This window comes from Paenibacillus sabinae T27, assembly GCF_000612505.1.
GTDB lineage: Bacteria > Bacillota > Bacilli > Paenibacillales > Paenibacillaceae > Paenibacillus_AQ > Paenibacillus_AQ sabinae.
In genome coordinates this window covers 3,807,354-3,833,240 of record NZ_CP004078.1, presented here as the reverse complement: position 1 = coordinate 3,833,240, position 25,887 = coordinate 3,807,354, and the positions used below count along the sequence as shown (strand labels likewise).

Below are 25,887 nucleotides of genomic sequence, written 5' to 3'. Positions count from 1 at the left end.
GCCGCAAGGAAGTTTTCGATACTTATATTCGCCCGGCAGGGGCGGGAAAGAGGGGGAATATGCGGATTTTGCATACGGGCGACTGGCATCTGGGCCGCACGCTGGAGGGAAGAAGCAGGCAGAAGGAGCAGGAAGCGTTCATCGATGAGCTGGTCGCCATTGCCGAAGAGGAACGGGCGGACCTCATTATGATGGCGGGGGACGTCTATGACTCCGTTAATCCTCCGGCTGCGGCCGAGCAGCTGTTCTATGAAGCGGCTTCAAGGCTTGCCACCGGCGGAAGGCAGCTGGTCGTTATTGCCGGCAACCATGACCAGCCCGAGCGGGTTTCCTCCGTGTCTCCGCTTGTTTCCGGGCATGGCATCACCCTTGTCGGCCTGCCGGCAAACGATCCGATGACGGTCCGGGTAGCCCGTACCGGAGAAACGGCGGTTATCGCGGCTCTTCCCTATCCTTCCGAAGCCCGGCTCGGGGAGCTGCTGGCGGAAGACAGCGACGAAACCGGACTGAGGCTCGCTTACAGTGCCCGGGTAGGCCGCCTGATGAAGCAGCTGTCCAGGGGATTCCGGCCGGACACGGTGAATCTGGCGATGAGCCACATCTATGTGCTGGGCGGCGTGGAATCCGATTCCGAACGTCCGATCCAGGTCGGCGGTGCGTATACCGTCGATCCTTCCGCGCTGGCATGCGGGGCGCAGTATACGGCGCTCGGCCACCTACACCGGCCGCAGAAGGTCAAGGGAGAAGGGATAATCCGCTACAGCGGTTCTCCGCTGGCGTACAGCTTCTCCGAGGCGGGGCAAGCCAAGTCCGTGACGATGCTGGACCTTTCGCCCGGAGCGGAGGCCAAGCCGGAGGAAATTCTGCTCCGCTGCGGACGCCCTCTGGTGGAATGGGATTGCACAGGCGGATTGGAGGAAGTGTACCGGTGGCTGGACGAAGGCAGAGACGAAAGTGCGTTCATCGATTTGCGAATCCACCTGAGCGAGGCGCTGTCGATAGGAGATATCCAGCGGCTGCGCAAGTCGCGGGAAGGTATTGTACATATCCGGCCGGTATACCCGGAGATGGAACAGGAACTGGAAGCGTCGCTTCGCTCCCGGATGCCGGTTCAGGAGCTGTTCCGTAAGTTTTACCGGCGGCAGACCGGGGGGGCGGAGCCAGAGGATAGTCTGGTGGAGCTGTTTCTGGAGCTGGCTGAGGAAGAGCGTGACGTGCAGGAGGCGGGGGATTCGAAATGAAGCCGATTCTACTAAAAGTAAGCGGGCTGCAGAGCTACCGTGAAAGTCAGGAGATCGATTTTCTCGGTTTGTGCGAGACCGGGTTGTTCGGCATTTTCGGCCCTACGGGAAGCGGCAAGTCAAGTTTGCTAGACGCGATTACGCTGGCGATGTACGGCAAGGTGGAGCGTGCGGTGAACGGGACGCAGGGGATCATGAACCACTCCGAGGATACCCTTGCCGTGGCGTTCACCTTCGAGCTGGCTTCCTCCCAAGGGAGCAGCCGGTACCGGGTGGAGCGGAGATTCAAGCGGACGGGCGAACAATCCGTCAGTAATACGGTCAGCCGCTTCATCGAGATTGGCCCGGACGGAGAAACCGTAATTGCGGACAAGCTCGCGGAGGTGACACGCTGCATCGAGGATAAAATCGGGCTGAAAATGGACGATTTCACCCGGGCAGTCGTCCTTCCGCAGGGGAAATTCGCCGAGTTTCTGTCGTTGCGGGGCGTGGACCGCAGACAGATGCTTCAGCGCCTGTTCCATCTGGAACAGTATGGCGACCAGCTGGCGCAAAAGCTCAGCCGCCGGGTTAAGGAGAATGAGTCGGCGCTGCGCGCGGTGGAGGCCGAGCAGCAGGGGCTGGGCAGCGCCGGAGCGGAGGATGTTAAGGCGGCAGAGGAGCGCCTTGGCGAAGCTGTGCGTCATGCCACTGAATGCCGGAAGCGATTGGACGAGGCTGCCCGCCGCTTCGAGCGGTTCGGTAGAATCCGCGAGCTGCAGGAGGAGCGGGCCCGCCGGGAGACGCAGCTGCTGGAGCTCCGGGCGCGGGAAGAGCAGATCGCGGCTCTGGAGTCGCGGCTGCTTAAAGGTGAGGAAGCCGCGAAGATTGCTCCCGCGCTGAAGGCCTGGCGAACCGCGGAGGAGGCCTGGCGCGCCCGGGCCTCGGCGGCGGAGCGGCTGGAGGCGCATCTTGCGGCGTCCGAGCGTGAAGCCGCCCAGGCCGCCGAGGCCGAGCGGCAAGCGCATGGCGCGCTTGCCGCGGAAGAGCCGGGCCTCCGCGAACGCGAGGCCCGGCTGCGCCAGGCGCTCGAGCTCGAAGCCGAGCTCGAGGGGCTGCGGCAGGCGCTCCCGAAGCTTGCCGAGCGCCGGGCCGGGGCCTCCCACGGGCTGGAAGCCTCGCGGGAGACGCTGGCGCGGGAGCGGGAGCTTTTGGCCAAGGGCCAAAAGCGGCAGCAGGAGCTGCAGCGCAGCCTCCTGCCGCTCGAGGTCCGCTCCCAGGAGCGGCAGGCTCTGCAGGAAGCGATGCAGAGCCTGCAGGGCTTGCGCCCCGCCGAGTCCCAGTGGGAGCAGGCGGAGCGGGACCGCCTGGAGCGCGCCGCTGCGCTCGGCGCGATCCGTGCCCGCCTCGCGGAGGCCGAGGCGGAGGCGTCGCGGCTGCACGAAGCGCGCGCAGCCGCGGTGCGGGACGCCGCCCTGCATCTGGAGCGGGCGGCGTCCGCGGAAGAGGCGGCAGCCGCCGCTGCCGGGCGGCTGGAACAAACCTGCGCGGCGCTGGAAGCCGCGCTCCGCGAGCGGGAGCTGCACCAGTTGTCGCTGGCGCTTTCCCGCGAGCTGCGGGACGGAGCGCCGTGCCCTGTGTGCGGCAGCAGCCACCATCCGTCGCCAGCAACGCTTCGGGACGGAGACGAAGCTTCCGCCGAGGAGCGGAAGCTGCAGGAGGCGAAGGCGCTGGCGGGACGCGCGCTCGAGGCGCGCGCCGCGCTGCGGAGCCTGCGGGAGCCAGGACCGCGCCTGGCTGGAGCAGGCGTACGGTGAATCCGGCGCCTTCGCCGGAGTTCCCGCGGCTGCGGGTGCCTCGCCGTACGAAAGCGGACAAGGCGCATCAGCCTCTAACGTAGCGGCTGCGGCCCTTGGCCGGGGGGCCGTCCCCGGCATAACTGAATCTATTCCGGTACCGGGTCCGAATTCTGTACCGGGTACACCCGCACCCGCACCAGCAGCCACAGGTGAAGCAGAAGCTGCATGGATAGCGGCAGATGGTGTGGCGATGCTGGAAGAGCAGCTGACGAGCCTGCAGAGCCGCTCCCTTGAGCTGCGCCGCGAGGCAGCGAAGTGGCAGGAGGAAGACCGCCGGTCGCAGCAGCGTCTTCTGAAGGAAGCGGCTGAAGCCGATTCCGGACGGAGCTGGGAGGAGCAGACGGCGGCCAATGCGGAAGCGTTAAAGCGGCAGTTATCGGCTCTGCAGCAGGAATGGGAGCAGCGGTTCCCGCAGCTTGCGCCGGGCGAAGCGGAGCATGCTTACGGGGAACTTCGGCGCAAGGACGAAGCTGCCGAGGAAATCCGGGGCAGATTGGACATCAGCGTAAAGTTTCTGGAAGAGAAGAGCGCCTCGGTGCAGAGTCTGCAGGAAAGAATCGCCGAGCTGGATAAGGAGCTTGCCGGCCTGACGGCTCAGCTTACGGGCAAAGAGGAACTGCTGCGCGAGAAGGAGCAGCGGCTGCAGCAGTGGACCGAGGGCCGCTCCGCCGGTTCTCTGCTGGCGGAGTGCGAGCGGCGTCTGCAGGAGCTTCAGGCAGCTGCAGAGGAAGGCAGACGGCGTCACAGCGCCGCTGCGGAACGGGCTCAGCAGGATGCCAGAGAGGCGGCGATCGCCCGCCAGGCGGCCGATTCCGCCCGCGAGCACTGCGATGCCGCTGCAGCGAGCTGGGAGGCTTGCCTGGCTGCTTCGCCGTTTGCTGCTGCCGCTGAAGCCGAAGCGGCCGTCCTGGATGACGCAGCACGCGACGCGGCATCCACACAAGTGCGCGCGCACCGCGACGGCGAGGCGGAAGTCAAGCTTCAGCTTCGCCATATCGAAGAGAAGCTCGGGGGAGCGTCGCTGACCGAGGAAGAATGGCGGGAATGCGAGGCGGAGCTTCTGCGCTGCAAGGAGGAGGACGAAGCGGCGCTGCAGGCCAAGGCCCGTGGAGAGCGGGATCTGGAAGATTTGCGCCAAAGGCATATCCGCTGGACGGAGCTGGAAAGCCAGCGGTCCGAGCATGAGAGCCTGCAGAGCCGGCTGTCCAAGCTGCAGTCCTGCCTGCGCGGCAACGCTTTCGTCGAATATATCGCGGAGGAGCAGCTGATGCAGGTCTGCCAAGCGGCTTCGCAGCGGCTGCGTTTCCTGAGCAGGCAGCGCTATGCGCTGGAGGTTGATTCCGGCGGCGGCTTTGTCATCCGCGACGACGGAAACGGTGGAGTCAAGCGGCCGGTATCGACGCTGTCGGGCGGGGAGACATTCCTGACCTCGCTGTCGCTTGCGCTTGCACTATCCGCACAGATTCAGCTAAGGGGTCAATATCCGCTGCAATTTTTCTTCCTCGACGAGGGCTTCGGCACGCTGGACCCCGAGCTGCTGGATACTGTGATCACCTCGCTTGAGCGGCTGCATAATGACCGGCTGTCGGTCGGCATCATCAGCCACGTTCCGGAGCTTCGCGCTAGACTGGCCCGCAAGCTTATTGTGGTCCCCGCTTTGCCTGGCGGAGAAGGCTCCCGCATCCTTTTGGAAAAAAATTAAAAAGGGCAGGGGGTTGTGATAACTGTCACAGAGACAGTGTTACCCCCCTGTTATAATACAGCTAAGCCGACATCATTTGAAACACCTCGGTGGACGTATGACAGGGAAATACTTCCTTTTCATACGTCCGCCGCCGAATCAGCTTTATCAGCTGTGAAGGGTGTTTCTTTTTTTTGCCCTTTTTCCGGGATATATTGAAATTTAGTTTCGCTGTATCTGATACAGTATGGGCAGAAATGTATTACGTCGTTAGTACGGGCGCTGTATATCTGTTCTTTTTCGCTTCGCTTTCGAAAAAACACAAATTCCTGTATGATAAATGAATAGTGACGACGGACGCGTCCGCGGTATTTTTTTGCGGCGATCTGAAAGACCGATTCGTCAGGGACGGCCCAAACCTGAGCGGGAAAGGGCGCTTCAATTATCCTTTAGGAGGAAGCTGCGGTATGGAAACGATTTTTAGCAAAATTATTGAGGGAAGTATCCCTTGCAACAAAGTATTTGAGAATGAACGGATTCTGGCATTTTACGATATCGCGCCGGCCGCGCCTGTGCATGTGCTGATTATCCCCAAGAAACCGATTCCGTCCATGAACGAGGTGGCCCCGGAGGATTTGCCGCTGATCGGAGAAATGCATAGCGTAGCGCAGCAGATCGCCAAAGAATTGGGCATTGCCGAAACCGGGTACCGTCTGATCAACAACTGCGGTCCGGACAGCGGACAAGCGGTTCCGCATCTGCACTATCACCTGGTCGGGGGAGCGAAATTAGGTGCGCTGACGGGCAATTCGGACTCCCACGCTTAACAGGCAATCGGCAATCTTGGGCATTTCGCGAAAAAAGTATGGACGTGAAGGTTGACACCCTATTTTGGTTTGACCTATAATGAAATTTGATGAACCGTGTTATGCTCTTGGACGGTCTGGTCGGAGGGAGGGAAAACTGGTGTCTGAAACGAAAGTTCGCAAAAACGAGACAATTGATGCTGCACTTCGTCGCTTTAAACGTTCCATCGCTAAAGATGGCGTCTTGGCTGAGGTGAAGAAACGCAAGCATTATGAAAAGCCAAGCGTTAAGCGCAAGAAAAAGTCCGAGGCTGCTCGTAAGAGAAAGTTTTAGGAGGATTACCCAAGCATGAATCTTAGCGAACGATTGAACGAAGATATGAAGCAGGCGATGAAGAGTAAGGACAAGTTCAAACTCTCCACGATTCGAATGGTTCGTTCGACGATAAAGAATCTTGAGATAGATTTGAAAAGAGCATTAGACGACAACGAAGTGCTTGATATCCTTAGTCGTGAGATCAAACAGCGCAAAGATGCCCTCCAAGAATTTGAAAAAGCGGGTCGTGACGAGCTTGCTGCCACGAATAAAGCAGAAATCGAGATTATTCAGGAATATCTTCCCGAACAGCTTTCTGAAGAAGAAATTCAGGTTATTGTACAGCAGACCATCCAGGAAACCGGTGCTTCTTCGAAAAGTGAAATGGGTAAGGTGATGAGCGCGCTGATGCCGAAAGTCAAAGGCCGCGCTGATGGTAAACTCGTGAACCAGGCGGTTCTGAAATTTCTGCAATAATATAAGGTAAAACACCCCTGTATTAGGGGTGTTTTTCTTTTTTATCAGCATTTTATCTGCGGTGAATATCTGCGGTGAAGCCGGATAAGGGGACGCGAGGCTCTGCAGGATGTTCGGTGAAACGCCGATCCGTTTATCCCGTAATTAATTATATCCGCCAATTATATTATCCGGAAAAATGATCGAAACTAAATGAAGTAGATTGGAGGGAAAGACTGTGACGGGGTTGCGGAAAATAACGCTGACCGTTTGCGCTCTGTTTCTGCTCCTGTTCGTACCGCTTGGAGCGGCTTTGGCCGCCGGCAGCCCGGGCTCGCCGCCTGCAGGAAGCGGACCGCAAAAGGGTCCGGTATTTATTCTGCCAGTGGACCAGGCCATCGAGCGGGGGCTGGAGAGCTTCTTAAAGCGGGGCTTCGAGGAAGCGGGGAAATACGGCGCTTCGCTGATCGTGCTGGAGATCGACACGCCGGGCGGACGGGTGGACAGCGCGGAGCAAATCGGGAGCATGGTAAGGGAGAGCAAAATCCCGACGCTTGCCTTTATCAAAGGAGACGCGGCTTCTGCCGGAAGCTATATCGCGCTAAACGCGAAGAAGATTGTAATGAAGCCCGGGAGCATGATTGGTTCGGCTTCGCTTGTCGACAGTAACGGCAAAAAGGTTGATGACGCCAAGCTGGTGTCGTTCTGGAAATCAAAAATGGCAGGGGCGGCGGCGCTGAACGGGCGCGATCCGGATATCGCGGCCGGAATGACGGACATTAATCTGGTCGTCGACAAGCCTGAGCTCGGCGTTAATAAAAGCAAGGGCGAGATTATCGCTCTGACCAGCGAAGGAGCGCTGAAAGCGGGCTATTCCGATGCCACGCGGAATACGCCGGAGGAGGCGGCGGCCTGGCTGGGCTATTCGACCGATGATGTTTTTCGTGTGCAGCATACCGGCGCAGAGAAGCTGTCGCAATTTCTGACCCATCCTGCGGTTATGACCATTCTGCTGTTCATCGGAATCGCAGGAGTGGTGATCGAGTTGCTCGTTCCCGGCTTCGGGGTTCCGGGCATCGTGGGGACGTTGGCTTTTGTGCTGTATTTCTTCGGGAATTATGTGGCTGGCTTTGCTGGAGCAGAGACATGGCTGCTATTTATCGTCGGTCTCGTCCTGATGGTGCTGGAGCTGTTCGTGCCAAGCTTCGGCATTCTGGGCGTCCTGGGTTCCGTCAGTCTGATCGCGGGCGTAGTGCGGGCGGCTTACAGCTTTACGCATGCGCTGTTCAGTCTGGGCATTGCTTTTGCGGCTGCCCTGGTCGTCATTATTTGCTTCGTGATCGCATTCAAGGAGCGGGGGATCTGGAATCGGTTCATTCTCAGCGACAGTCTTAGCAAGGAAGCAGGATTCATTCCTGCGTCCGAGAAGCCGGAGCTGTTAGGCCAGAGAGGTATCAGCATTACGCCGCTTCGCCCATCGGGCACGGCGCTTATTGCGGAGCAGCGTCTGGATGTGGTCACCGAGGGCGGATTTATCGGTGTGAATACGCCCGTTATCGTCGTCAAGGTGGAAGGCGGCAGGATTGTAGTGAAGGAAACGCAGGAATAAGGTAAACTATGGAAGTGTGTTGTCATTATCCAAATTTGTCAGGCAGAAAGGGCAGATGTACAAATGGAAGCATCCCTAATAACCGTCTTGCTGATCGCAGTCGTAGTGATTATTGTCTTAAGCGTCTTTCTCAGCTTCTTTCCGGTCATGCTGTGGATTTCGGCTTTGGCCTCCGGCGTCCGAATCAGCATCATTACGCTGGTCGCCATGCGGCTTCGCCGCGTCACGCCAAGCCGGATCGTTAATCCTTTGATTAAAGCGACCAAGGCGGGTCTTGGCCTCAATATTAACCAGTTGGAGAGCCATTACCTCGCGGGGGGCAACGTCGACCGCGTTGTCAACGCGCTGATCGCTGCGCAAAGAGCGGATATTCCGTTGGAATTTACCCGGGCGGCCGCCATTGATCTGGCCGGACGCGATGTGCTCCAGGCCGTTCAGATGAGCGTTAACCCGCGTGTCATCGAGACGCCTACCGTGGCGGCGGTTGCCCGCGACGGGATCGAAGTTAAGGTTAAGGCGCGCGTTACCGTCCGCGCCAATATCGACCGGCTCGTCGGCGGCGCCGGCGAGGAAACGATCATCGCCCGCGTCGGCGAAGGGATTGTAACGACAGTAGGTTCAAGTAATTCGCACAAAGACGTTCTGGAGAATCCGGACTCGATTTCCCGCACTGTGCTCCAGAAAGGGCTCGATGCCGGGACGGCGTTTGAAATTCTGTCCATCGATATCGCCGATGTGGATGTAGGCAAGAATATCGGCGCCTATCTGCAGACGGAACAAGCTGAAGCTGACAAGCGGATCGCTCAGGCCAAGGCCGAGGAGCGCCGGGCTATGGCTGTAGCGCAGGAGCAGGAAATGAAGGCCCGCGTCGTCGAGATGAAAGCCCTGGTCGTCGAATCCGAATCAAAGGTGCCGCTGGCTATGGCCGAAGCGCTGCGAGCAGGCCAGATCGGCGTCATGGATTATATGAATCTGAAAAACATCGAAGCCGACACGCAGATGCGCGGTTCGATAGGCAAAATGGGCGATCAGGATAACGACGGTTCCAAGAGCGGTAAATAATGAACACAACAAGCAGGGGAGATGAGGCCCCATGAGCTGGATCTATGTCATTGCGGTCATTATTTTTGCGTTAGTGTCCCAGTTCAACAAGACGAGTAAAAATAAAAACAGAAAAGGGCCGCGGGGCGCAATGCCGCCGTTTGGCAGCGGCCCGGGTGAGGGGCCGCTGCGCCGCCAAGGGTCCGGTCTGCCCGATAGGGGCGGGAAGGCGGAATCGCAGGGCAGCGGCTTCCCCGTCCCTGTTCCTTCAGCACAGCAGGCTGAACGGACGGATGAAGGCCGCGAACCCGGCATGGCGCCGGCGTTCCCCGAGCCCGCCCTCTTCCCCACACCGGATTACGAGACGGGCGAAGGGGCTTCGCTGGAGCAGCCCGAGGAAGAGGACGGTGTCGAGGTCCGGCAGGAGCGCATGCGGCGCGAGCTGGAACGCATACACCGCGCGCTGGACCGGATATCCGGTGATATGGACAGCGGGGGGATAGGGCAAGATTCATCAGCCCGCAGCGCTTCGGCTGCATCCGCTAGCAAGCTGCCGTCTCTGGACGGCGATCCGCGCAGCGGGCTCGTTTGGGCCGAAATACTCGGCCCTCCGCGCTCTCGCAGATCCATGAATTCCCGCCGGCCGTGAGCGCAGCGAGCTCTCGCCTTGCCGCGTCTTTTAATCTCAATCGAATAAGAACGAATCTGTCTTTAAACGGGTGTTTCGTCCGCAGCTTATGAATCTTCCATCTCTCAAAGGATGGCCGGTTCCGGTTGCGGAGATCGCCCGTTTTTCTTTTTTTTACCGGACTTCTTACAGGCGATTTCAATCCTACCGGCTTTCATAAAACGGCTTCCTCACGCATAAGGTGTACAGTACAGGAAGGGGGAGCGTCTACATATGACCCGGATTGGCCGCAGTCTGCGGGGATGGACAAACGGGATGCTGGATTTGCCGCAGGACCTGCTAAGCGACATGCCCCGGATCACCCTCATCGGTAATAAGGAAATGGTAATAGAGAATCACAAAGGCGTACTTAATTTTTCCCCCGGACAGCTCACGATTAAGCTTGCCAAGGGATCGCTGGAAATCGCTGGAGAAGGGCTTGTCATTACTTCCATTCTGGGAAGAGAGCTGGCGGTGGAGGGCGTGATCGGGGAAATCAGATATAAGGAAAGCGGGGAGAAGCGATGAAGGAGCCGCCACTGTCATGGCTTCGGGGGGCTGTAGAGCTGCATATTACTGGCGATCGGACCGAAGGGTTTATCAATGCCGTCACCGAAGCGGGGATTGTCATCTGGAATGTAAAAGCGACCGGAAAAGGAGTCAGTCTCCGGCTGCTGCTGGACGATTTTTACGCTCTCCGGCCGCTGCTGAAGCAGACAGGCTGCAGGATGCATATCACGGGGCGGATCGGACTGCCGTTCGTGGCGGCGAGGCTGTGGAAACGGAAGTTTTTTGCCACGGGCCTGCTGCTGTTCGGTATTGTTCTCGTCATGCTGAGCTCTCTGGTCTGGACCGTTCGTGTGGAGGGGAATGACCGCCTTGCGTCGGAGGATGTGCTGGATGCCGCCCGGAAGGAAGGGATTTATCCGTATCAGTGGATTTGGCGCATGGATTCACCGGACAAGCTTTCCAAGCACCTGGCGGCCCGGCTACCGGGAGTATCATGGATCGGTATCGAGCGGAACGGCACGTTCGTCAAAATCCAGATTGTCGAAGCTAAGCTCCCCGAGGCCAAGCCGCTGAACAGTCCCCGCCATCTCATCAGCCGCACCGATGCGGTCATTACCGACATTTACGCCGAACAGGGCAGGCCCGTGGTTCAGCGCAACGCGAGAGTGAAAAAAGGAGAAATTCTCATTTCCGGGATCATCGGCGATGAGGCTAACATGCAGGCGGTCGTTGCCAAAGGAGAAGTCAAGGGACTGGTATGGCATGAGTACAATATCGAGGTTCCGCTGGAAAAAAAACATACCGCCTATACCGGGGAGCGCAAGGACAGTACCTATCTCGTTCTCGGCAGCTGGGCGGTGCAGCTATGGGGTTACGGCAAATCGTCCTTTACGGCGTCCCGCACGCTGACCGAGCTTGATCCGCTGACCTGGCGGGGTACCCGGCTGCCGTTTGGCTGGATGACAGAGAAAGAAATGGAAGTCAAGGAGACCCGGGAAACGGTAACGCCGGAAGCGGCGAAGAAGGAAGGGCTGGCCCGCGCGGCGGCCGATATTGCAGCCCGTTACGGCAGCGACAGTGTCATTAAAAGCCAAAAAATTTTGCATGAGAAGAAAGAGAATGGTAAAGTTTATATGAAAGTGCTTTTTGAAGTCGAAGAAAGAATTACGGAAGAGCTTCCGATAGTATATAACCGAGGAGAATGAGGCTATTTGTCAGACAAGACTGCAAGCATAAGCATATCTTTGCAAAATGCGGGAGAAGCGCTGGCGCTTTTCGGTCCGCAGGACGGATTTTTAAAGCTGATCGAAAGAGAAATTCCTGCCCGTATCGACTCGCGCGAAGCCGAGTTGACGGTGCACGGCGGGGAAAGGGAAGTGGACATGCTGGCGCAGTTGTTTCAGTCGCTGCTCTCCCTTGTCCGAAACGGTTATATTCTGAGTGAGCGGGACGTGCAGTATGCCGTAGAGCTGGCCAAGGATTTCCGCGCCGATCAGCTGCTGGATCTGTTCAAGGGCGAAATCACCACGACATTCCGCGGCAAACCGATCCGGGTCAAGACGATCGGACAGAAGCATTATGTAACAACGATCAAGAAACGGGATATCGTATTCGGCATCGGCCCGGCAGGAACAGGGAAAACGTACCTGGCTGTCGTGCTGGCGGTAGCAGCCTTGAAGGAAGGCTCGGTCAAACGCATCATTCTGACTCGTCCGGCTGTGGAAGCCGGGGAAAGCCTTGGCTTTTTGCCGGGAGATCTGCAGGAGAAGGTAGACCCGTATCTTCGGCCGCTGTATGACGCCCTGTATGATGTGATGGGTCCGGATCAGGTAGCCAAGGCGCTGGAGCGCGGGCTGATCGAAATTGCGCCTTTGGCTTATATGCGCGGCCGTACGCTTGACGACTCGTTTATTATTCTCGATGAAGCCCAGAATACGACGCCGGAACAGATGAAGATGTTCCTTACCCGGCTCGGCTTCGGCTCCAAGATGGTTATTACCGGCGACGTAACCCAAATCGATCTGCCTCGGGGCAAGAAATCGGGACTTATCGAGGCCAATACAATCTTGTCCTCCGTAGAGGAGATCGGGTTCGTGTATTTTGCGGAACAGGATGTAGTGAGGCATTCCCTGGTGCAGAAAATCATCGTGGCCTATGAACGCTCAGCCGAAAACCTTGAATAAAGGGGACTGTCACCATGGCTTCAAAACAACCGTCGAAATTCAGCGGATTCTCATACAATGTGAGCGGATGGAAGTATAGCGCCGTTACGCGCTATGCTCTATTTCTGCTGCTGGGCATTCTGGTATATTTCAGTCTGTCTCCGGATCTGCTGCCCAAACGGTATGATATCAAGGAAGGAACGAACAGTGCCAAGGAAATTGTGGCGCCGATGCAAATTCTCGATAAAAAGGCGACGCTGAAGGCGCAGGAACAGGCTGCCGAGAACGTTCAGCCCAAATATCAGATCATCCCGCTCCGTTCGGAGAACCTCGTCACCTCACTGCTCGACCGCATCGACCGACTCAATCAGGACGATACCATTTCCCAAAGCGACAAAACCTCCATCTATCGGGAGGAGATTCCGCAGAGGGTGAATGATTTCATTCTTAATTTTGTCTTGTCGAGCCGGGGCAGCGGAGCATACTCGGACAATCTGCTGAATGAAATGCAAAAGGTCATCAGACAGCAGGCCTATTCCATTCCGGAAGAGACGTACATCAAAATCCCCCGGCTGACCTCGCAGGACATCATCGAGATGAAGCCTGTGGCCCGGGATATCGTCAGCCGGCTGATGAATGACCAGATTTCGGACGCGAATGCCGCCCGGGCCAAGGTGGCGGAGCAGGTCAGCATCAGCTCGCTTTCCCAGCGTACGGCCCGGGAAGTGGTTCAGGAGCTGGCGCGCGCCGCAATCACGGCCAATAAATTTTACGATGAGGATGCGACGAAGGAAGCGGAGGTTCAGGCACGGGAGAACACTCCCCCTGTATATATCGAGCAGGGCGAAGTGCTCGTGGCCAAGGGGCAACGGATCACGCCGGAGCTGTATCAGCTGCTTGACGAGAACGGCCTTTTACGGAGCAATGTCAACTACTGGCCGCAGCTCGGCCTGCTGATGCTTGCCGGAATTCTGTCGGTCGGCCTGCTGATGTTTATTCGCCAATCGGGAGCCTCCGGCTCGTCCGGCTTCAAGTACAATAATTCCCAGCTGCTGATGCTGGTGATTGTCTTTTTGATTACCATTATCTCTTTACGGCTTGCTGCTTTCCTCCAGACGGATACGCGGCCGTTTATGGGATTTCTGGCGCCGGTCGCCATCGGGGCGATGCTGGTTGCGCTGCTGCTGGATATTACGCTTGCCTACTTCTGCTCCATTCTGTTTGCGGCCTTGGCCAGCATTATTTTGAATGTGCAGCAGAATACGATCTTTGATTTCAACTTTGGTTTCTTTGCGCTGGTTGTATCCTTTGTGGCTGTATTCGCCACTCACCGTGCGGGACAGCGAACGACGCTGCTTAAGGGCGGGATCATGGTCTGTCTGTTCGGCTCGCTTACCGTCTTCATGCTCCATCTGCTCGGTGGCGGCGACTGGCAGCAGATTCATACGCTGTATGCGATTGGATTCGCTTTTGCCGGCGGTTTGCTGACGGTTGTACTCGTTATCGGCCTTATGCCTTTTTTTGAATCGACATTCGGCATTCTGTCGGCGCTCAAGCTGGTGGAGCTGTCGAACCCGAACCATCCGCTGCTTCGCAAGCTGTTGACGGAAACGCCGGGAACGTATCATCACAGTGTTATGGTCGGCAATTTATCAGAGGCGGCGGCCGAGGCAATCGGGGCGGACGGGCTTCTCTGCCGGGTCGGTTCGTATTATCATGATATCGGGAAGACGAAGCGCCCGTTCTATTTTATCGAGAATCAGAACAATATGGAGAATCCGCATGATTCCATCGAACCGAAGCTGAGCAAATCAATTATTGTCGCACATGCCCGGGACGGGGTGGAGATGCTGAAGGAATACAAGCTGCCCAAGCCGATCAGGGATATTGCGGAGCAGCATCACGGGACGACGTTCCTGCATTATTTTTACCATAAAGCGCTGCGGCAGGCGGAGGAAAAAGGCATCGAACCCGATTTCACTGAAGACGATTTCCGCTATCCCGGCCCGAAGGCGCAGTCCAAGGAATCCGCGGTTATCGGCATAGCCGACAGTGTGGAGGCAGCCGTTCGCTCCTTGCGCAGCCCAACGGTTAACCAGGTGGAGACAATGATCGAGAAGATTATCAAGAGCCGGCTGGACGACCATCAATTCGACGAATGCGATCTTACGCTCAAAGAGCTCGACATTATCGCCCGCACACTGAAAGAAACGGTGATGGGGATTTTCCATTCGCGTATCGAATATCCGGAGGAAGCGAAAAAGCCGAAAAAAGAGGAGGGGGCCGTTAACGCATGAGCCTGGAGCTGGTTTGGAATAATGAGCAAGAAGAAATGGAAATCGACGATCGACTGATCTCGCTGCTGGAAGACATTCTGCAAAAAGCGGGAATACAGGAAGGAGTCGACAGCGGCGAAGTGGATCTGACTTTTGTCGATAACAAGCGGATTCATGAGCTGAACAGGGAGTACCGGGGCATTGATCGCCCCACCGATGTACTGTCCTTCGCATTGAATGAATCCGGAGAGGACGAGCCTGAAATCGTCTATGAAGTGGACGAGGACGAACAGGGCGGCATTCCTGATATGCTTGGCGATATCATCATTTCCGTCACCCGCGCCAAGGAGCAGGCGGAGGAATACGGCCATTCGCTGGAGCGGGAGCTCGGATTTTTGTTCGTGCACGGGTTTCTGCATTTGCTGGGATACGATCATCAGGATGAGGCTTCCGAGGCGGAAATGATGGGCAAGCAGGAGCAGGTGCTGTCCCAGGTAGGGTTGACCCGCTGATGCCCAAAAATACGGCGGCAGGACCCAAACGTTTTTGGAAGTCCTTTTGGTATGCGGCCCAGGGGATCAGACAAGCCTTTCGGAGCGAACAGAATATGAGAGTGCATACCGGATTCGCCGTTCTCGTGCTGCTGCTCGCCGCGCTCTTTCGCGTCCCGCCGGGCGATTGGATGCTGCTTCTTCTGGCCATCACGCTCGTGCTGGCGGCCGAGCTGATCAATACGGCGATCGAATCGGTGGTCGACCTTGTGTCGCCGGAGCTTCATCCCTTGGCCAAGGCGGCCAAGGATACCGCTGCGGGAGCCGTGTTCCTGACAGCGGCGTTTGCCGTTATCTCGGGGATTTATGTATTTTACCGTCCGGTGATGGACTGGATTGCCGGATTTATGTCATAATCAGACTACAACTTTACAGGCGGAACAGGCGGATAAGCCGTTAGGCGGTTCCGCCATCTTTGTCTTTGTTTGGTTTTTGTAGTACCGCAATCCGAAGCAAGTTTTGCGAAGAATACTCGGGGAAGCTAGTGCTACCAAAACTAAGTAATTCTTCCGAAGCAAGTTTCGTGAAGAATACTCAAGAGGTCTATGCTTACAATACTTTTAGGAGGACAACTATGGATTCCATCACGCTGCTGCAAGAGGCGATCAAAGCCCGGGCTAAAGCTTATATCCCGTATTCCCGCTTCGGCGTTGGCGCCGCTCTTCTGGACCAGGATGGACATGTTCATCACGGCTGCAATATCGAGAACGCTGCCTATAGCGTCACGAATTGCGCCGAGCGCACCGCTCTGTTCAGCGCCATGGCCCAGGGACATAAACGCGGCACCTTTAAAGCGCTTGCCGTAGTAGGAGACACCGAACTGCCGATTACGCCTTGCGGCGCTTGCCGTCAGGTCATCGTTGAACTATGCGAACCCGATATGAAAATCATATTGGGCAATATGAAAGGGGACATTCGCGAGACTACGGTCCGTGAGCTGCTCCCCGGCGCTTTCGGCCCCGACGAGCTGAAGCAGGGACAGGCCCCCGAGTAAAATGCTAGCGTTGCGGCAGAGCCGCGAGCGATTGCTCGCACGGAGTAGAAGGACCCCGCCGCAGTAACGCGTTCGTGTTTCGCGCAAGCGTAAGCGTTGCGGCGGGGCCGCGAGCGGTTGCTTGAACGTAGTTGCAGGAAACCCCTCCGCAGAAACGCGCTAGTGTTTCGCGCAAGCGTAAGCGTTGCGGCGGAGCCGCGAGCGGCTGCTCGCACGGAGTAGAAGGACCCCGCCGCGGGAACGCGCTCGTATTCGCGCAAGCGTAAGCGTTGCGGCGAAGCCGCGAGCGATTGCTCGCACGGAGTAGAAGGAGCCCGCCGCCGGAACGTGCTCGTGTTTCGCGCAAGCGTAAGCGTTGCGGCGAACGCCACGAGCGGTTCCCAGCACACAGCCTCTCAGCACGCTCGCTCGACACTCAACGCGCCGCTCTTCCCGGCACTAACCGGAGCGGGTGACCGAAGGGAATGTAAGCGTGTCATTCGCCGCATTCCCTTCACCGCTCCAACCGTGGCAGGCCCGCTAATTCCGGGTGTCCAGAGGGCGGGCCCTTGGGGTCCCCCTTGGCTAAGGGGGATTTAGGGGGATCGAAAGGTTGGATCGAAATCTTTTAATAAGGAGAACTAACATATGTCATACAAATCGGGGTTTGTCGCCATTATCGGCAGACCCAACGTAGGAAAATCAACGCTGATGAATCAGGTCATCGGACAAAAAATCGCTATCATGTCGGACAAGCCGCAGACGACCCGCAACAAAATTCACGGCGTCTACACAACGAACGATTCGCAAATTGTCTTCCTCGACACGCCGGGTATCCATAAACGCCAGTCGAAGCTCGGGGATTACATGAACCAGACGGCGATGAGCACGCTTGGCGAGGTGGAAGCGGTGCTGTTTCTGATTGACGCCGCCGAGGGCCTTGGCGGAGGCGACCGTTTTATTGCCGAGCAGCTTCAGGGAGTTAAGACGCCGGTTATTCTGGTGATGAACAAGATCGACAAGCTGGAACCCGAGGCGCTGCTGCCGCTGATTACGGAGTACAGCAAGCTGCATGATTTTGCCGAAATCGTTCCCATCTCAGCCAAGGTAGGCAGCAATGTAAACACACTGCTGGATCAACTCCAGAAATACCTGCCGGAAGGTCCGCAGTATTATCCGGACGATCAGGTGACCGACCATCCGGAGCAGTTCGTCATCGCCGAGCTGATCCGCGAGAAGATTCTGCACCTGACCCGCGAGGAAGTGCCGCATTCCATTGCGGTGGCCATTGAGGATATGCGCGCGGAGCCGAACGGAGTGGTGCATATCTCCGCCGTTATTTTTGTCGAACGGGATTCGCAAAAAGGGATTATCATCGGCAAACAAGGCGCGATGCTGAAGGAAGTCGGCAGACGGGCTCGCACCGATATTGAAAATCTGCTCGGGTCCAAGACGTTTCTGGAGCTTTGGGTAAAAGTGAAAAAAGACTGGCGCAACCAGGAGCGCGTGCTGCGCGATTTAGGCTTCCACAAAGACCAGTGATATTAATCACAATCGGCTGCCAGTAATTGCAAGGATAGAACCCGTCCCATCGCACATCCTACCTTTAGTGATGACATCGTGTTTTGCGAAAGGGGATAATACGAATGCGAGATTTTTCGTGGAAGTATTTTGCAATGACTGGTGATGTCGATGCTTATCTTCTGTACCGGGAAGCCGGGGAATCGATGGTTACGGCGGACGATACAGCGGCGGAAGAAGAGCAGGTCTATGACGAAGAAGCGAACTAGGAACTGGTTGCTTGCCGAGTGGTTAGGGGAAGAGGCATGCTACACAGGGTGGAAGGGATCGTCATCCGCAGTATGGACTACGGCGAGGGGAACGCCATCATTACGCTTTGCACCGAAAACGCGGGCAAGGTAGGGGTTCTCGTCCGGGGAGCCAAAAAAGTAAAAAGTCGTCATGCGGCACTAATTCAGCCTTTTACGGTAGGGCAATATGTGTTTTTCAGAAATAACAACGGGCTTGGCACGCTGAATTCCGGCGAGATTATCAACTCCCATTATCCGATTCGGGAAGATCTGATTAAAGCTGCCTACGGTTCGTATGCCTGCGAGCTGCTGGACCGGGTGCTGCATGACGAGGAGACGGGGAGCTTCTGGTTCCGGCAGCTGTCCGCCTGTTTGGATGCGCTGGAAGAGGGCAAGGAGCCCGGGATTATTATCAATGTATTCGAGATGAAAATACTCCAGGCGGCCGGCTACGGACCGCAGCTGGATTCCTGCGTTGCCTGCGGTCGGGAGAAGCCGGATGACGAAATGCGGCTCAGTCCCCGGCTGGGCGGCATTTTGTGCCGAAGCTGCCGGCACAATGATCCGCCGGCAATGGAGGTTTCGCCCCGAGCCTTGAAGCTGCTTCGTCTGTTCGCCGCCCTGGATCTCACCCGTCTGGGCAATGTGGACGTCAGGGAAAGCACACGGGCAGAGCTGAAGAGCATCATGCGGGCGTTTATGGATACCCAATTGGGACTTCGCTTAAAGTCGCAAAATTTCCTGGATCAGCTCGATAAATACAATATTTGACGAACGCCGGATTTTCCGTTAATATAGGAGCAGTTTCTTCTTGTTGGATGATGTCTTGCCTAAAGGCAAACGACGAGAAGGCCGCCGCCGGTAGAACCGGCACGCATGTGGAACGGGAGAGTAATGAACGATTGCTTGGAATAGCGAGCCGGGGACGGTGGGAGCCCGGTGCGGCAGCGCTCATGAAACGGCACCCGGGAGTGCGGAGGCGGCAGCGTGAAAAGTGGATTTCGCAAATCAGCGGCAGCAGCCGTGAAGGGCGGAATCAAGTAGGGTGGAACCGCGGGAGTATATGACAGCTCTCGTCCCTATGTCTGAATTTCAGGCATGGGGGCGGGAGCTTTTTAGTCTGGAACGAAAGATATGATCATCTTCCTTCCGGAATAGAAGAGCACCGCCTCCATCGCAGGACGTTTTGCCGGGCGCTATATTGGCCGGTCTTCAGGGACCGCGGATTCCGGCAGCACACAACATTTACGCGAAGGAGTCGGTAGCATGAATTTTCAGCAGATGATTTTGACGCTGAATGAGTTCTGGTCGAACCAGAACTGCATTATCGTTCAGCCGTATGACACGGAAAAAGGCGCGGGCACGATGAACCCGATGACATTCCTGCGCTCCCTCGGACCCGAGCCGTGGAAAGTCGCTTATGTCGAGCCGTCGCGCCGTCCCTCGGACGGACGCTATGGAGAGAACCCCAACCGTCTGTACCAGCATCATCAATACCAGGTAATTATCAAGCCGTCCCCGGATAATATTCAGGAGATTTATCTGGACAGCCTGCAGGCGCTGGGTATAGATCCGCTGCAGCATGATATCCGGTTCGTTGAGGATAACTGGGAGAATCCGTCGCTTGGCTGCGCGGGACTCGGCTGGGAGGTATGGCTGGACGGGATGGAAATTACGCAGTTCACTTATTTCCAGCAGGTGGGCGGCATTGAGACGAGCCCGGTTTCGGTTGAAATCACCTACGGTATGGAGCGCCTAGCTTCCTACATTCAGGAGAAGGAGAATGTGTTTGAGCTGGAGTGGGTCGACGGTTTGACCTACGGCGACGTGTTCCATCAGCCGGAGGTGGAGCATTCCACTTACACCTTCGAAGTTTCGGACGTGAGCATGCTGTTCGGACTTTTCAATACGTACGAAGCGGAAGCGCGCCGGGCGATGGACCGCCATCTCGTATTCCCCGCTTATGACTATGTACTAAAATGCTCGCATACGTTCAACCTGCTGGATGCGCGGGGCGCAATCAGCGTGACGGAGCGTACGGGCTTTATTACAAGAGTGCGCAATCTGGCCCGCCAGGTGGCGGCAACTTATGTGGAGGAGCGCGAGAAGCTCGGCTTCCCGCTGCTGAAGAAAGAAGGTGTTCAGCTTGGCTAAGGACCTGCTGTTTGAAATCGGGCTGGAAGAAATCCCTGCGCGGTTTATCCGTGCGGCGATGGAGCAGCTTCAAGACAGAATGACCAAATGGCTGGATGCTTCCCGCCTGGAGCACGGAGAAGTGAAGTCGTATGCAACGCCGCGGCGTCTGGCCGTTCTCGTGAAGGGTGTAGCCGAGAAGCAAGCGGACGTCAGCGAAGAAGTCAAAGGCCCATCCCGCAAAATCGCGCTGGACGCGGCCGGCGAATGGAGCAAGGCGGCGCTTGGATTTGCCCGCAGTCAAGGTGTATCCCCTGAACAGTTCACATTTAAGGAAGTGGGCGGGGTCGAATATATTTACGCCACCAAGAGCAGCGAAGGCGTGGACACGTATTCCCTGCTTGCAGAAGGCTTGACCGGAATCGTCAGCGCCATGACCTTCCCGAAAAATATGCGCTGGGGCGCTTATGATTTCAAGTTTGTTCGTCCGATCCGCTGGCTGGTCGCGCTGTACGGCAGCGACATTGTCGATTTTGAGATTACGGGCGTCCGGACCGGCAATGTCAGCCGCGGTCACCGGTTCCTTGGACAGGAAGCGGTCATCGCTCAGGCTTCCGATTACGTGGAAGGCCTGCGCTCCCAGCATGTCATTGCCGATGTGGAGGAACGCGAGGCTCTGATTCTTGAACAGATCAACAAGCTGGCTGCGGATAAAAACTGGACGATTGCCATCAAGGAAGACCTTCTGGAAGAAGTGCTGTTCCTCGTTGAAACGCCGACAGTGCTGTTCGGCACATTCGATCCGGCTTACCTGAATATTCCGCAGGAAGTATTGATTACATCGATGCGCGAGCATCAGCGCTATTTCCCGGTGCTGGATGCCGAAGGCAAGCTGCTTCCTTATTTCGTCACCGTGCGCAACGGCAATGCCGAACATCTTGAGACGATCGCCAAAGGGAACGAGAAGGTGCTGCGCGCCCGTCTATCGGATGCGAAGTTCTTCTATGAAGAAGATCAGAAGCTGAAGATCGAGGATGCCCTCGCCAAGCTCGAAACCATCGTTTATCATGAAGAGCTCGGCAGCGTCGCCGACAAAGTCCGCCGCATCCGTCAAATCGCGGACAGCCTGGCTGCCAAGCTGCAGACAGCGCGGGAAGTGTCGGCGAAAGTCAGCCGTGCCGCGGATATTTGCAAATTCGATCTCGTTACCCTGATGGTATACGAGTTTCCGGAGCTGCAAGGAACGATGGGCGAGGATTACGCGCGCAAAGCAGGCGAGGACGAGTTGGTGGCCAAAGCCATCTTCGAGCACTATCAGCCGCGTTTTGCCGGAGACGCCATTCCGTCCACGGAGCCCGGGGCGATCGTCAGCATTGCCGACAAAATCGACACGATCGTCGGCTGCTTCTCGATCGGCATTATCCCTACCGGCTCTCAGGACCCTTACGCGCTGCGGCGTCAGACGGCGGGCATCGTACAGATCGTGCTGGAGCGGAAGCTGCCGGTCGGCCTGAACGATATTTTCGAAATTGCCGTTCAGGTTCATGAAAATACTCGGAATTTGAAACTTTCCGTGGATGAACTGCGTACTAACCTGTATGAGTTCTTCGGTCTGCGCGTAAAGCGTCTTCTGTCGGACAATGTCCGTTATGATGTGGTCGACGCGGTTATGGCCGCGGGCTACGACGATATTGTAGCCGTTGTTGCCAGAAGCCGGGCCCTTGCGGATGCCGTGGACTCCAAAGATAATTTCAAGAATACGGTGGAATCCTTCAACCGGGTCAGCAATCTGGCGGCCAAAGCCACCGGCGCCGCTCTGGATTCCGCGCTGCTGAACGAAGCGGCCGAAAGCGCACTGCATGAAACGTGGCAGTCGCTGCGTACGCCGTACCAGAAGGCGCTGGAAGCAGATGACGCGGGACAGGCGCTCACGCTGTTGGCTGGACTTAGCGATGCGATAACCGCCTTCTTCGATTCGGTTATGGTTATGGCCGAGGATGAACAGGTTCGGGCTAACCGTCTCGCACTGCTGGCTGGCATTGACGCCGATTTGAAGAGCTTTGCCGATTTCGGGAAACTGGTCTGGTAGATTGCCGTTAAACTCCTGCTTCGGGGTATTCATGAAGAAAATGCAGGTCTGGTGGTATAGAACGCCGGTTTAGGGTATAAATATACGGAACGGCGCCAAAAGCGTAAGCTTGCGGCTTTCGTTCCGTATTTTACGCTTTTTTAAGATTCGGAAGAAGCCGGAAGGATTTTTTGGGATAGGCGCGTATATATATTACACGGGAAACGGTGACAGCCTATGAACAGTACGGATGCTCGGGGAAGAACGATAGTGGTCGATGCGGATGCCTGTCCGGTCAAGAAGGAAACGGCGGACATCGCCCGCGTTAGCGGCGTCCCGGTGATGATGGTGTCGTCTTACGCCCATGAACTTCGGGGCGGGGAAGGCGTCGATGTCATACATGTGGACAACAGCGATCAAAGCGCTGATCTTTACATCGCCAATCACGTCAAGTCCGGAGATATCGTGCTGACAGGCGACTACGGGCTGGCTGCCCTGGTGCTTGCGAAAGGCTGCCATGTTCTTTCCTTCAGGGGTCAGACATACGATGAAACCAACATGGATATGATGCTGGAAGGAAGGCATGCCCGGGCGAAAGAGCGGAGAAGGGGCCATCACACCAAAGGACCTAAACCGTTTACCGCGGAGGACCGAAATTTTTTTCAACATAAACTGACAAAACTTTTGAATCTATTGCAGGAGAATGTTCAACTTTAGCGAATATTATTTATTTGTCAAGAGATGAAGGTGGTTGTAGTGGCAAGCGGACACGGCAATATTCCCGAGGAAGTTATCGAAAGCGTGCTGGCGAAGCATGATATTGTCGATACCGTAGGAAAGGTTGTCCATCTGACCAAACGGGGGAAGTATTTATGGGGCCTCTGCCCGTTCCATTCGGAAAGCACCCCTTCCTTCACAGTAACTCCGGACCGCGGAGTGTTTCATTGCTTCGGCTGCGGCATGGGCGGAAATGCCATCAAATTCAGGATGGAAATCGAAGGGTTATCCTTTCCCGAAGCCGTCAAAATTATGGCCGAAGAAAGCGACATTCCGATGCCGGAAGGCGCGGGAGGCATTCAGTCTGCGCATAATCCGGAGATTGACCGGCTTCTCCAGGCATATGAATGGTCTGCGAAGTTCTATCATTATCTGCTGAAAAATACGGAACACGGCAAAGCCGCCATGGATTATTTAAGATCCCGGAAATTCAGCGATAAAATGATCGACCAATTCCAGATCGGATTTGCCCCGGACCGCTGGGATACGCTTCTGCAGTTTCTGGAAAGACGCCAATTTGACCTCGCCGAAATGGAGAGAGGCGGGCTGTTGTCGGCCCGAAGCGAGGGCAAAGGCTATATCGATCGTTTTCGCGGCCGGATTATTTTTCCGATTGCGAACCGTGCCGGTAAAGTGGTGGCTTTTGCCGGAAGAATTCTCGGGGAAGGGCAGCCGAAATATTTGAACTCCCCGGAGAGCAAGCTTTTTAACAAAAGCCGGATATTGTACAATCTGCACCAATCCAAAGCATCCATCCGCAAAACGCGGCAGCTCGTTCTATTTGAAGGCTACGGGGATGTCATCTCGGCTTGGGAATCGGGTGTGCATAACGGCGTGGCGACGATGGGGACTTCGCTGACGGAGAACCATGCGTCGATGATCAAGGCTCTTGCCGACGAAGTCGTAATCGCTTATGACGGAGACCGGGCGGGACAAGCTGCGGCGTTGAAGGCTCTGTCGATGCTTGAAGCTGTGGACCTGCGAGTCAAGGTGGCGGTGATTCCCGGCGGTATGGACCCCGACGAGTTCGTCTCCCAGTACGGGGGAGAGCGCTTCAGGGAGCAAATCATTGAATCTGCGGTTTCAACGGTGAAATTTAAGCTTATATATCTGAAAAAAAACCATATACTCCTAGAGGAAGACGGCAAAATTGCCTATGTCAAGGAGGCACTCCCCATTATTGCTTCCCTTCATTCCTCTACGGAACGGGAAGTATATTTGAAGGAAATAGCCGCCGAGCTCGAACTAAGCTACGAGAGCTTGAAGCAGGATTGCAATTTGCTCAGGGCCTCGATGCAAAAAAACATCCCCGAAGGGGATAATAACGACAAAAGGTGGAATAATGGTAGGCATAAAAAAGGGCAAGTGCAGGCAAGAGCCCTTCTTCCGGCTTACCATGCCGCGGAACGGAGTCTGCTGTCCCTGATGTTTCAGGATAGCGACGCGGCCGCTTATGTTAACGAACATCTCGGAGAAGATTTCAACATCGATGATCATGCGGCGATTGCCGCTTATCTATACGCCTATTATGCGCAAGGCAAGCCGCCGGATATCAGCCGGTTTCTGTCCTCGCTGCAGGACGACCGGCTGGAGAAGATCGCGGCCTCCATTTCCATGATGGAATCGCCTCCCGACTGGAGTCCGCAGGTACTGGACGATTATATCCGTGAAGTGCGGAAGTATCCCGTGCAGCGTATGATGGATAAGAAGCGGGAAGAGATGATTGAGGCGGAAAAAGCCGGTGATTTTTTGCGTGCGGCACAAATTGCAAGTGAGATTATAGCCCTAGACAGACAGTGAACGTTTGACAGGATGTACCTAGGGAGGAGGGAGTCGAATAATGGCGAACGATCAGCATACCGAACTGGAGACGGAATTTACGCTCGACCAGGTCAAAGATCAGCTTATTGAGTCTGGCAAGAAAAGATCTTCACTGAACATTAAAGATATTATGGAGAAACTGTCGCCATTTGATCAGGACCCCGAGCAAATGGATGAATTCTATGAGCAGCTCAGTGATTTGGGAATTGAAGTCGTTAATGATAACGACGAGGAAGTGACGCTTCGTCCAAATGACGAAAGCGAGAGCGGAGATGGCGACGATTTCAGCTTTGACGACGATTTGTCGCTCCCGCCCGGAATCAAGATCAACGACCCTGTCCGCATGTACCTGAAGGAAATCGGACGGGTGCCGCTGCTCTCGGCCGACGATGAGGTTGAACTGGCCATGCGGATCAAGAACGGCGATGAAGAAGCGAAGCGCCGTCTGGCTGAGGCCAACTTGCGTCTGGTCGTCAGCATCGCGAAGCGTTATGTGGGCCGGGGAATGCTCTTCCTCGATTTGATCCAGGAAGGCAATATGGGTCTCATCAAAGCGGTTGAGAAATTCGACCACAATAAAGGCTTCAAATTCAGTACGTACGCTACATGGTGGATCCGGCAGGCCATTACCCGCGCCATTGCCGACCAAGCGCGGACGATTCGTATTCCCGTTCATATGGTGGAAACGATTAACAAGCTGATCCGGGTGTCCCGTCAGCTCCTGCAGGAGCTGGGGCGCGAACCTGCGCCGGAAGAAATTGCGGCCGAAATGGAGCTTAGCGTCGAGAAGGTTCGGGAAATCATGAAGATTGCCCAGGAGCCGGTATCGCTTGAAACCCCGATTGGGGAGGAAGACGATTCCCATTTGGGCGATTTTATTGAAGATCAGGAGGCGCTCGCTCCTGCGGACGCAGCCGCTTACGAGCTGCTTAAGGAACAGCTGGAGGATGTGCTCGATACGCTGACCGAGCGTGAGGAGAATGTGCTCCGCCTGCGCTTTGGCCTTGACGACGGCCGGACCCGGACGCTCGAGGAAGTCGGCAAAGTCTTCGGCGTTACCCGGGAGCGGATTCGTCAGATCGAAGCCAAGGCTTTGCGGAAGCTGCGCCATCCGAGCCGCAGCAAACGGCTCAAGGATTTTCTAGAATAA

23 protein-coding genes and 1 pseudogene are annotated in these 25,887 nt (G+C 56.3%); all 24 read left to right on the top strand.

The annotated features are described in order from the left end of the window. Window positions 1-59: 59 nt before the first annotated feature. The 24 genes and pseudogenes from PSAB_RS17710 (at window position 60) to rpoD (ending at window position 25,887) form a co-directional block, all read left to right on the top strand. On the top strand, window positions 60-1,241 hold the full coding sequence (locus PSAB_RS17710; RefSeq protein WP_025335926.1) for an exonuclease SbcCD subunit D: 1,182 nt from the start codon (window positions 60-62) through the stop codon (window positions 1,239-1,241). Next, window positions 1,238-4,781 (top strand): annotated as a pseudogene (locus PSAB_RS26590) (AAA family ATPase). The gene PSAB_RS17710 and the pseudogene PSAB_RS26590 overlap by 4 nt, the downstream one beginning before the upstream one ends. Window positions 4,782-5,227: 446 nt before the next feature. Next, a complete protein-coding gene (locus PSAB_RS17700) occupies window positions 5,228-5,587 on the top strand; it encodes a histidine triad nucleotide-binding protein (RefSeq protein ID WP_025335925.1) in 360 nt (119 codons plus the stop codon). 139 nt (window positions 5,588-5,726) lie between these two features. Then, window positions 5,727-5,900: a 30S ribosomal protein S21 gene (rpsU, locus tag PSAB_RS17695; RefSeq protein WP_005547957.1), complete on the top strand. Its 174-nt coding sequence runs from the start codon at window positions 5,727-5,729 to the stop codon at window positions 5,898-5,900. A 15-nt stretch (window positions 5,901-5,915) separates the two neighbouring features. Further along, window positions 5,916-6,359 (top strand): GatB/YqeY domain-containing protein, encoded by a 444-nt coding sequence (locus tag PSAB_RS17690; RefSeq protein ID WP_025335924.1) that lies wholly within the window; start codon window positions 5,916-5,918, stop codon window positions 6,357-6,359. Window positions 6,360-6,576: 217 nt separating this feature from the next. Continuing rightward, window positions 6,577-7,947, top strand: coding sequence for an NfeD family protein (locus tag PSAB_RS17685; RefSeq protein ID WP_226991721.1), 1,371 nt, complete (start codon window positions 6,577-6,579; stop codon window positions 7,945-7,947). A gap of 63 nt (window positions 7,948-8,010) precedes the next feature. Beyond that, a complete protein-coding gene (gene floA / locus PSAB_RS17680) occupies window positions 8,011-9,009 on the top strand; it encodes a flotillin-like protein FloA (RefSeq protein WP_025335922.1) in 999 nt (332 codons plus the stop codon). A gap of 31 nt (window positions 9,010-9,040) precedes the next feature. Beyond that, complete coding sequence (locus tag PSAB_RS17675) at window positions 9,041-9,637, top strand: hypothetical protein (protein ID WP_025335921.1); 597 nt, start codon at window positions 9,041-9,043, stop codon at window positions 9,635-9,637. A gap of 252 nt (window positions 9,638-9,889) precedes the next feature. After that, entirely contained in the window at window positions 9,890-10,183 is a 294-nt protein-coding gene (gene yqfC, locus PSAB_RS17670) for a sporulation protein YqfC (RefSeq protein ID WP_025335920.1), read from the top strand. Then, on the top strand, window positions 10,180-11,370 hold the full coding sequence (gene yqfD, locus PSAB_RS17665) for a sporulation protein YqfD (RefSeq protein WP_025335919.1): 1,191 nt from the start codon (window positions 10,180-10,182) through the stop codon (window positions 11,368-11,370). Before yqfC ends, yqfD begins: the two co-directional genes overlap by 4 nt. 6 nt (window positions 11,371-11,376) lie before the next feature. After that, window positions 11,377-12,348 carry a PhoH family protein gene (locus tag PSAB_RS17660; protein ID WP_025335918.1) on the top strand — a complete coding sequence of 324 codons (972 nt, stop codon included), beginning with the start codon at window positions 11,377-11,379 and terminating at the stop codon, window positions 12,346-12,348. Between the two features lie 14 nt (window positions 12,349-12,362). Beyond that, window positions 12,363-14,624, top strand: coding sequence for an HD family phosphohydrolase (locus tag PSAB_RS17655; RefSeq protein WP_025335917.1), 2,262 nt, complete (start codon window positions 12,363-12,365; stop codon window positions 14,622-14,624). After that, window positions 14,621-15,115 (top strand): rRNA maturation RNase YbeY, encoded by a 495-nt coding sequence (ybeY, locus tag PSAB_RS17650; protein ID WP_025335916.1) that lies wholly within the window; start codon window positions 14,621-14,623, stop codon window positions 15,113-15,115. The genes PSAB_RS17655 and ybeY overlap by 4 nt, the downstream gene beginning before the upstream one ends. Then, window positions 15,115-15,510 (top strand): diacylglycerol kinase family protein, encoded by a 396-nt coding sequence (locus tag PSAB_RS17645; RefSeq protein WP_025335915.1) that lies wholly within the window; start codon window positions 15,115-15,117, stop codon window positions 15,508-15,510. Before ybeY ends, PSAB_RS17645 begins: the two co-directional genes overlap by 1 nt. 167 nt (window positions 15,511-15,677) lie before the next feature. After that, entirely contained in the window at window positions 15,678-16,148 is a 471-nt protein-coding gene (locus PSAB_RS17640; RefSeq protein ID WP_226991720.1) for a cytidine deaminase, read from the top strand. A gap of 627 nt (window positions 16,149-16,775) precedes the next feature. Continuing rightward, complete coding sequence (gene era / locus PSAB_RS17635) at window positions 16,776-17,669, top strand: GTPase Era (protein ID WP_025335913.1); 894 nt, start codon at window positions 16,776-16,778, stop codon at window positions 17,667-17,669. Between the two features lie 104 nt (window positions 17,670-17,773). Next, window positions 17,774-17,917 carry a YqzL family protein gene (locus PSAB_RS25165; RefSeq protein WP_084266555.1) on the top strand — a complete coding sequence of 48 codons (144 nt, stop codon included), beginning with the start codon at window positions 17,774-17,776 and terminating at the stop codon, window positions 17,915-17,917. A gap of 36 nt (window positions 17,918-17,953) precedes the next feature. Then, on the top strand, window positions 17,954-18,709 hold the full coding sequence (gene recO / locus PSAB_RS17630; RefSeq protein WP_025335912.1) for a DNA repair protein RecO: 756 nt from the start codon (window positions 17,954-17,956) through the stop codon (window positions 18,707-18,709). Between the two features lie 47 nt (window positions 18,710-18,756). After that, window positions 18,757-19,005, top strand: coding sequence for a hypothetical protein (locus tag PSAB_RS25515; RefSeq protein WP_144240532.1), 249 nt, complete (start codon window positions 18,757-18,759; stop codon window positions 19,003-19,005). Window positions 19,006-19,204: 199 nt separating this feature from the next. Further along, window positions 19,205-20,092, top strand: coding sequence for a glycine--tRNA ligase subunit alpha (gene glyQ / locus PSAB_RS17625; RefSeq protein ID WP_025335911.1), 888 nt, complete (start codon window positions 19,205-19,207; stop codon window positions 20,090-20,092). Further along, on the top strand, window positions 20,085-22,160 hold the full coding sequence (glyS, locus tag PSAB_RS17620) for a glycine--tRNA ligase subunit beta (protein WP_025335910.1): 2,076 nt from the start codon (window positions 20,085-20,087) through the stop codon (window positions 22,158-22,160). The genes glyQ and glyS overlap by 8 nt, the downstream gene beginning before the upstream one ends. 216 nt (window positions 22,161-22,376) lie before the next feature. Further along, window positions 22,377-22,856 (top strand): YaiI/YqxD family protein, encoded by a 480-nt coding sequence (locus tag PSAB_RS17615; RefSeq protein WP_025335909.1) that lies wholly within the window; start codon window positions 22,377-22,379, stop codon window positions 22,854-22,856. Between the two features lie 39 nt (window positions 22,857-22,895). Then, a complete protein-coding gene (gene dnaG / locus PSAB_RS17610; RefSeq protein ID WP_025335908.1) occupies window positions 22,896-24,716 on the top strand; it encodes a DNA primase in 1,821 nt (606 codons plus the stop codon). 40 nt (window positions 24,717-24,756) lie between these two features. Continuing rightward, window positions 24,757-25,887: an RNA polymerase sigma factor RpoD gene (rpoD, locus tag PSAB_RS17605; protein ID WP_025335907.1), complete on the top strand. Its 1,131-nt coding sequence runs from the start codon at window positions 24,757-24,759 to the stop codon at window positions 25,885-25,887.

What these genes read in the sequence shown, in the direction of transcription:
- PSAB_RS25165 (WP_084266555.1), top strand. Translation starts at nt 17,774, where the DNA reads ATGCGAGATTTTTCGTGGAAGTATTTTGCAATGACTGGTGATGTCGAT.
- PSAB_RS17710 (WP_025335926.1), top strand. Translation starts at nt 60, where the DNA reads ATGCGGATTTTGCATACGGGCGACTGGCATCTGGGCCGCACGCTGGAG.
- era (WP_025335913.1), top strand. Translation starts at nt 16,776, where the DNA reads ATGTCATACAAATCGGGGTTTGTCGCCATTATCGGCAGACCCAACGTA.
- PSAB_RS25515 (WP_144240532.1), top strand. Translation starts at nt 18,757, where the DNA reads ATGATGTCTTGCCTAAAGGCAAACGACGAGAAGGCCGCCGCCGGTAGA.
- PSAB_RS17655 (WP_025335917.1), top strand. Translation starts at nt 12,363, where the DNA reads ATGGCTTCAAAACAACCGTCGAAATTCAGCGGATTCTCATACAATGTG.
- PSAB_RS17700 (WP_025335925.1), top strand. Translation starts at nt 5,228, where the DNA reads ATGGAAACGATTTTTAGCAAAATTATTGAGGGAAGTATCCCTTGCAAC.
- recO (WP_025335912.1), top strand. Translation starts at nt 17,954, where the DNA reads ATGCTACACAGGGTGGAAGGGATCGTCATCCGCAGTATGGACTACGGC.
- yqfC (WP_025335920.1), top strand. Translation starts at nt 9,890, where the DNA reads ATGACCCGGATTGGCCGCAGTCTGCGGGGATGGACAAACGGGATGCTG.
- glyQ (WP_025335911.1), top strand. Translation starts at nt 19,205, where the DNA reads ATGAATTTTCAGCAGATGATTTTGACGCTGAATGAGTTCTGGTCGAAC.
- PSAB_RS17675 (WP_025335921.1), top strand. Translation starts at nt 9,041, where the DNA reads ATGAGCTGGATCTATGTCATTGCGGTCATTATTTTTGCGTTAGTGTCC.
- PSAB_RS17615 (WP_025335909.1), top strand. Translation starts at nt 22,377, where the DNA reads ATGAACAGTACGGATGCTCGGGGAAGAACGATAGTGGTCGATGCGGAT.
- PSAB_RS17645 (WP_025335915.1), top strand. Translation starts at nt 15,115, where the DNA reads ATGCCCAAAAATACGGCGGCAGGACCCAAACGTTTTTGGAAGTCCTTT.
- PSAB_RS17690 (WP_025335924.1), top strand. Translation starts at nt 5,916, where the DNA reads ATGAATCTTAGCGAACGATTGAACGAAGATATGAAGCAGGCGATGAAG.
- rpoD (WP_025335907.1), top strand. Translation starts at nt 24,757, where the DNA reads ATGGCGAACGATCAGCATACCGAACTGGAGACGGAATTTACGCTCGAC.
- ybeY (WP_025335916.1), top strand. Translation starts at nt 14,621, where the DNA reads ATGAGCCTGGAGCTGGTTTGGAATAATGAGCAAGAAGAAATGGAAATC.
- yqfD (WP_025335919.1), top strand. Translation starts at nt 10,180, where the DNA reads ATGAAGGAGCCGCCACTGTCATGGCTTCGGGGGGCTGTAGAGCTGCAT.
- floA (WP_025335922.1), top strand. Translation starts at nt 8,011, where the DNA reads ATGGAAGCATCCCTAATAACCGTCTTGCTGATCGCAGTCGTAGTGATT.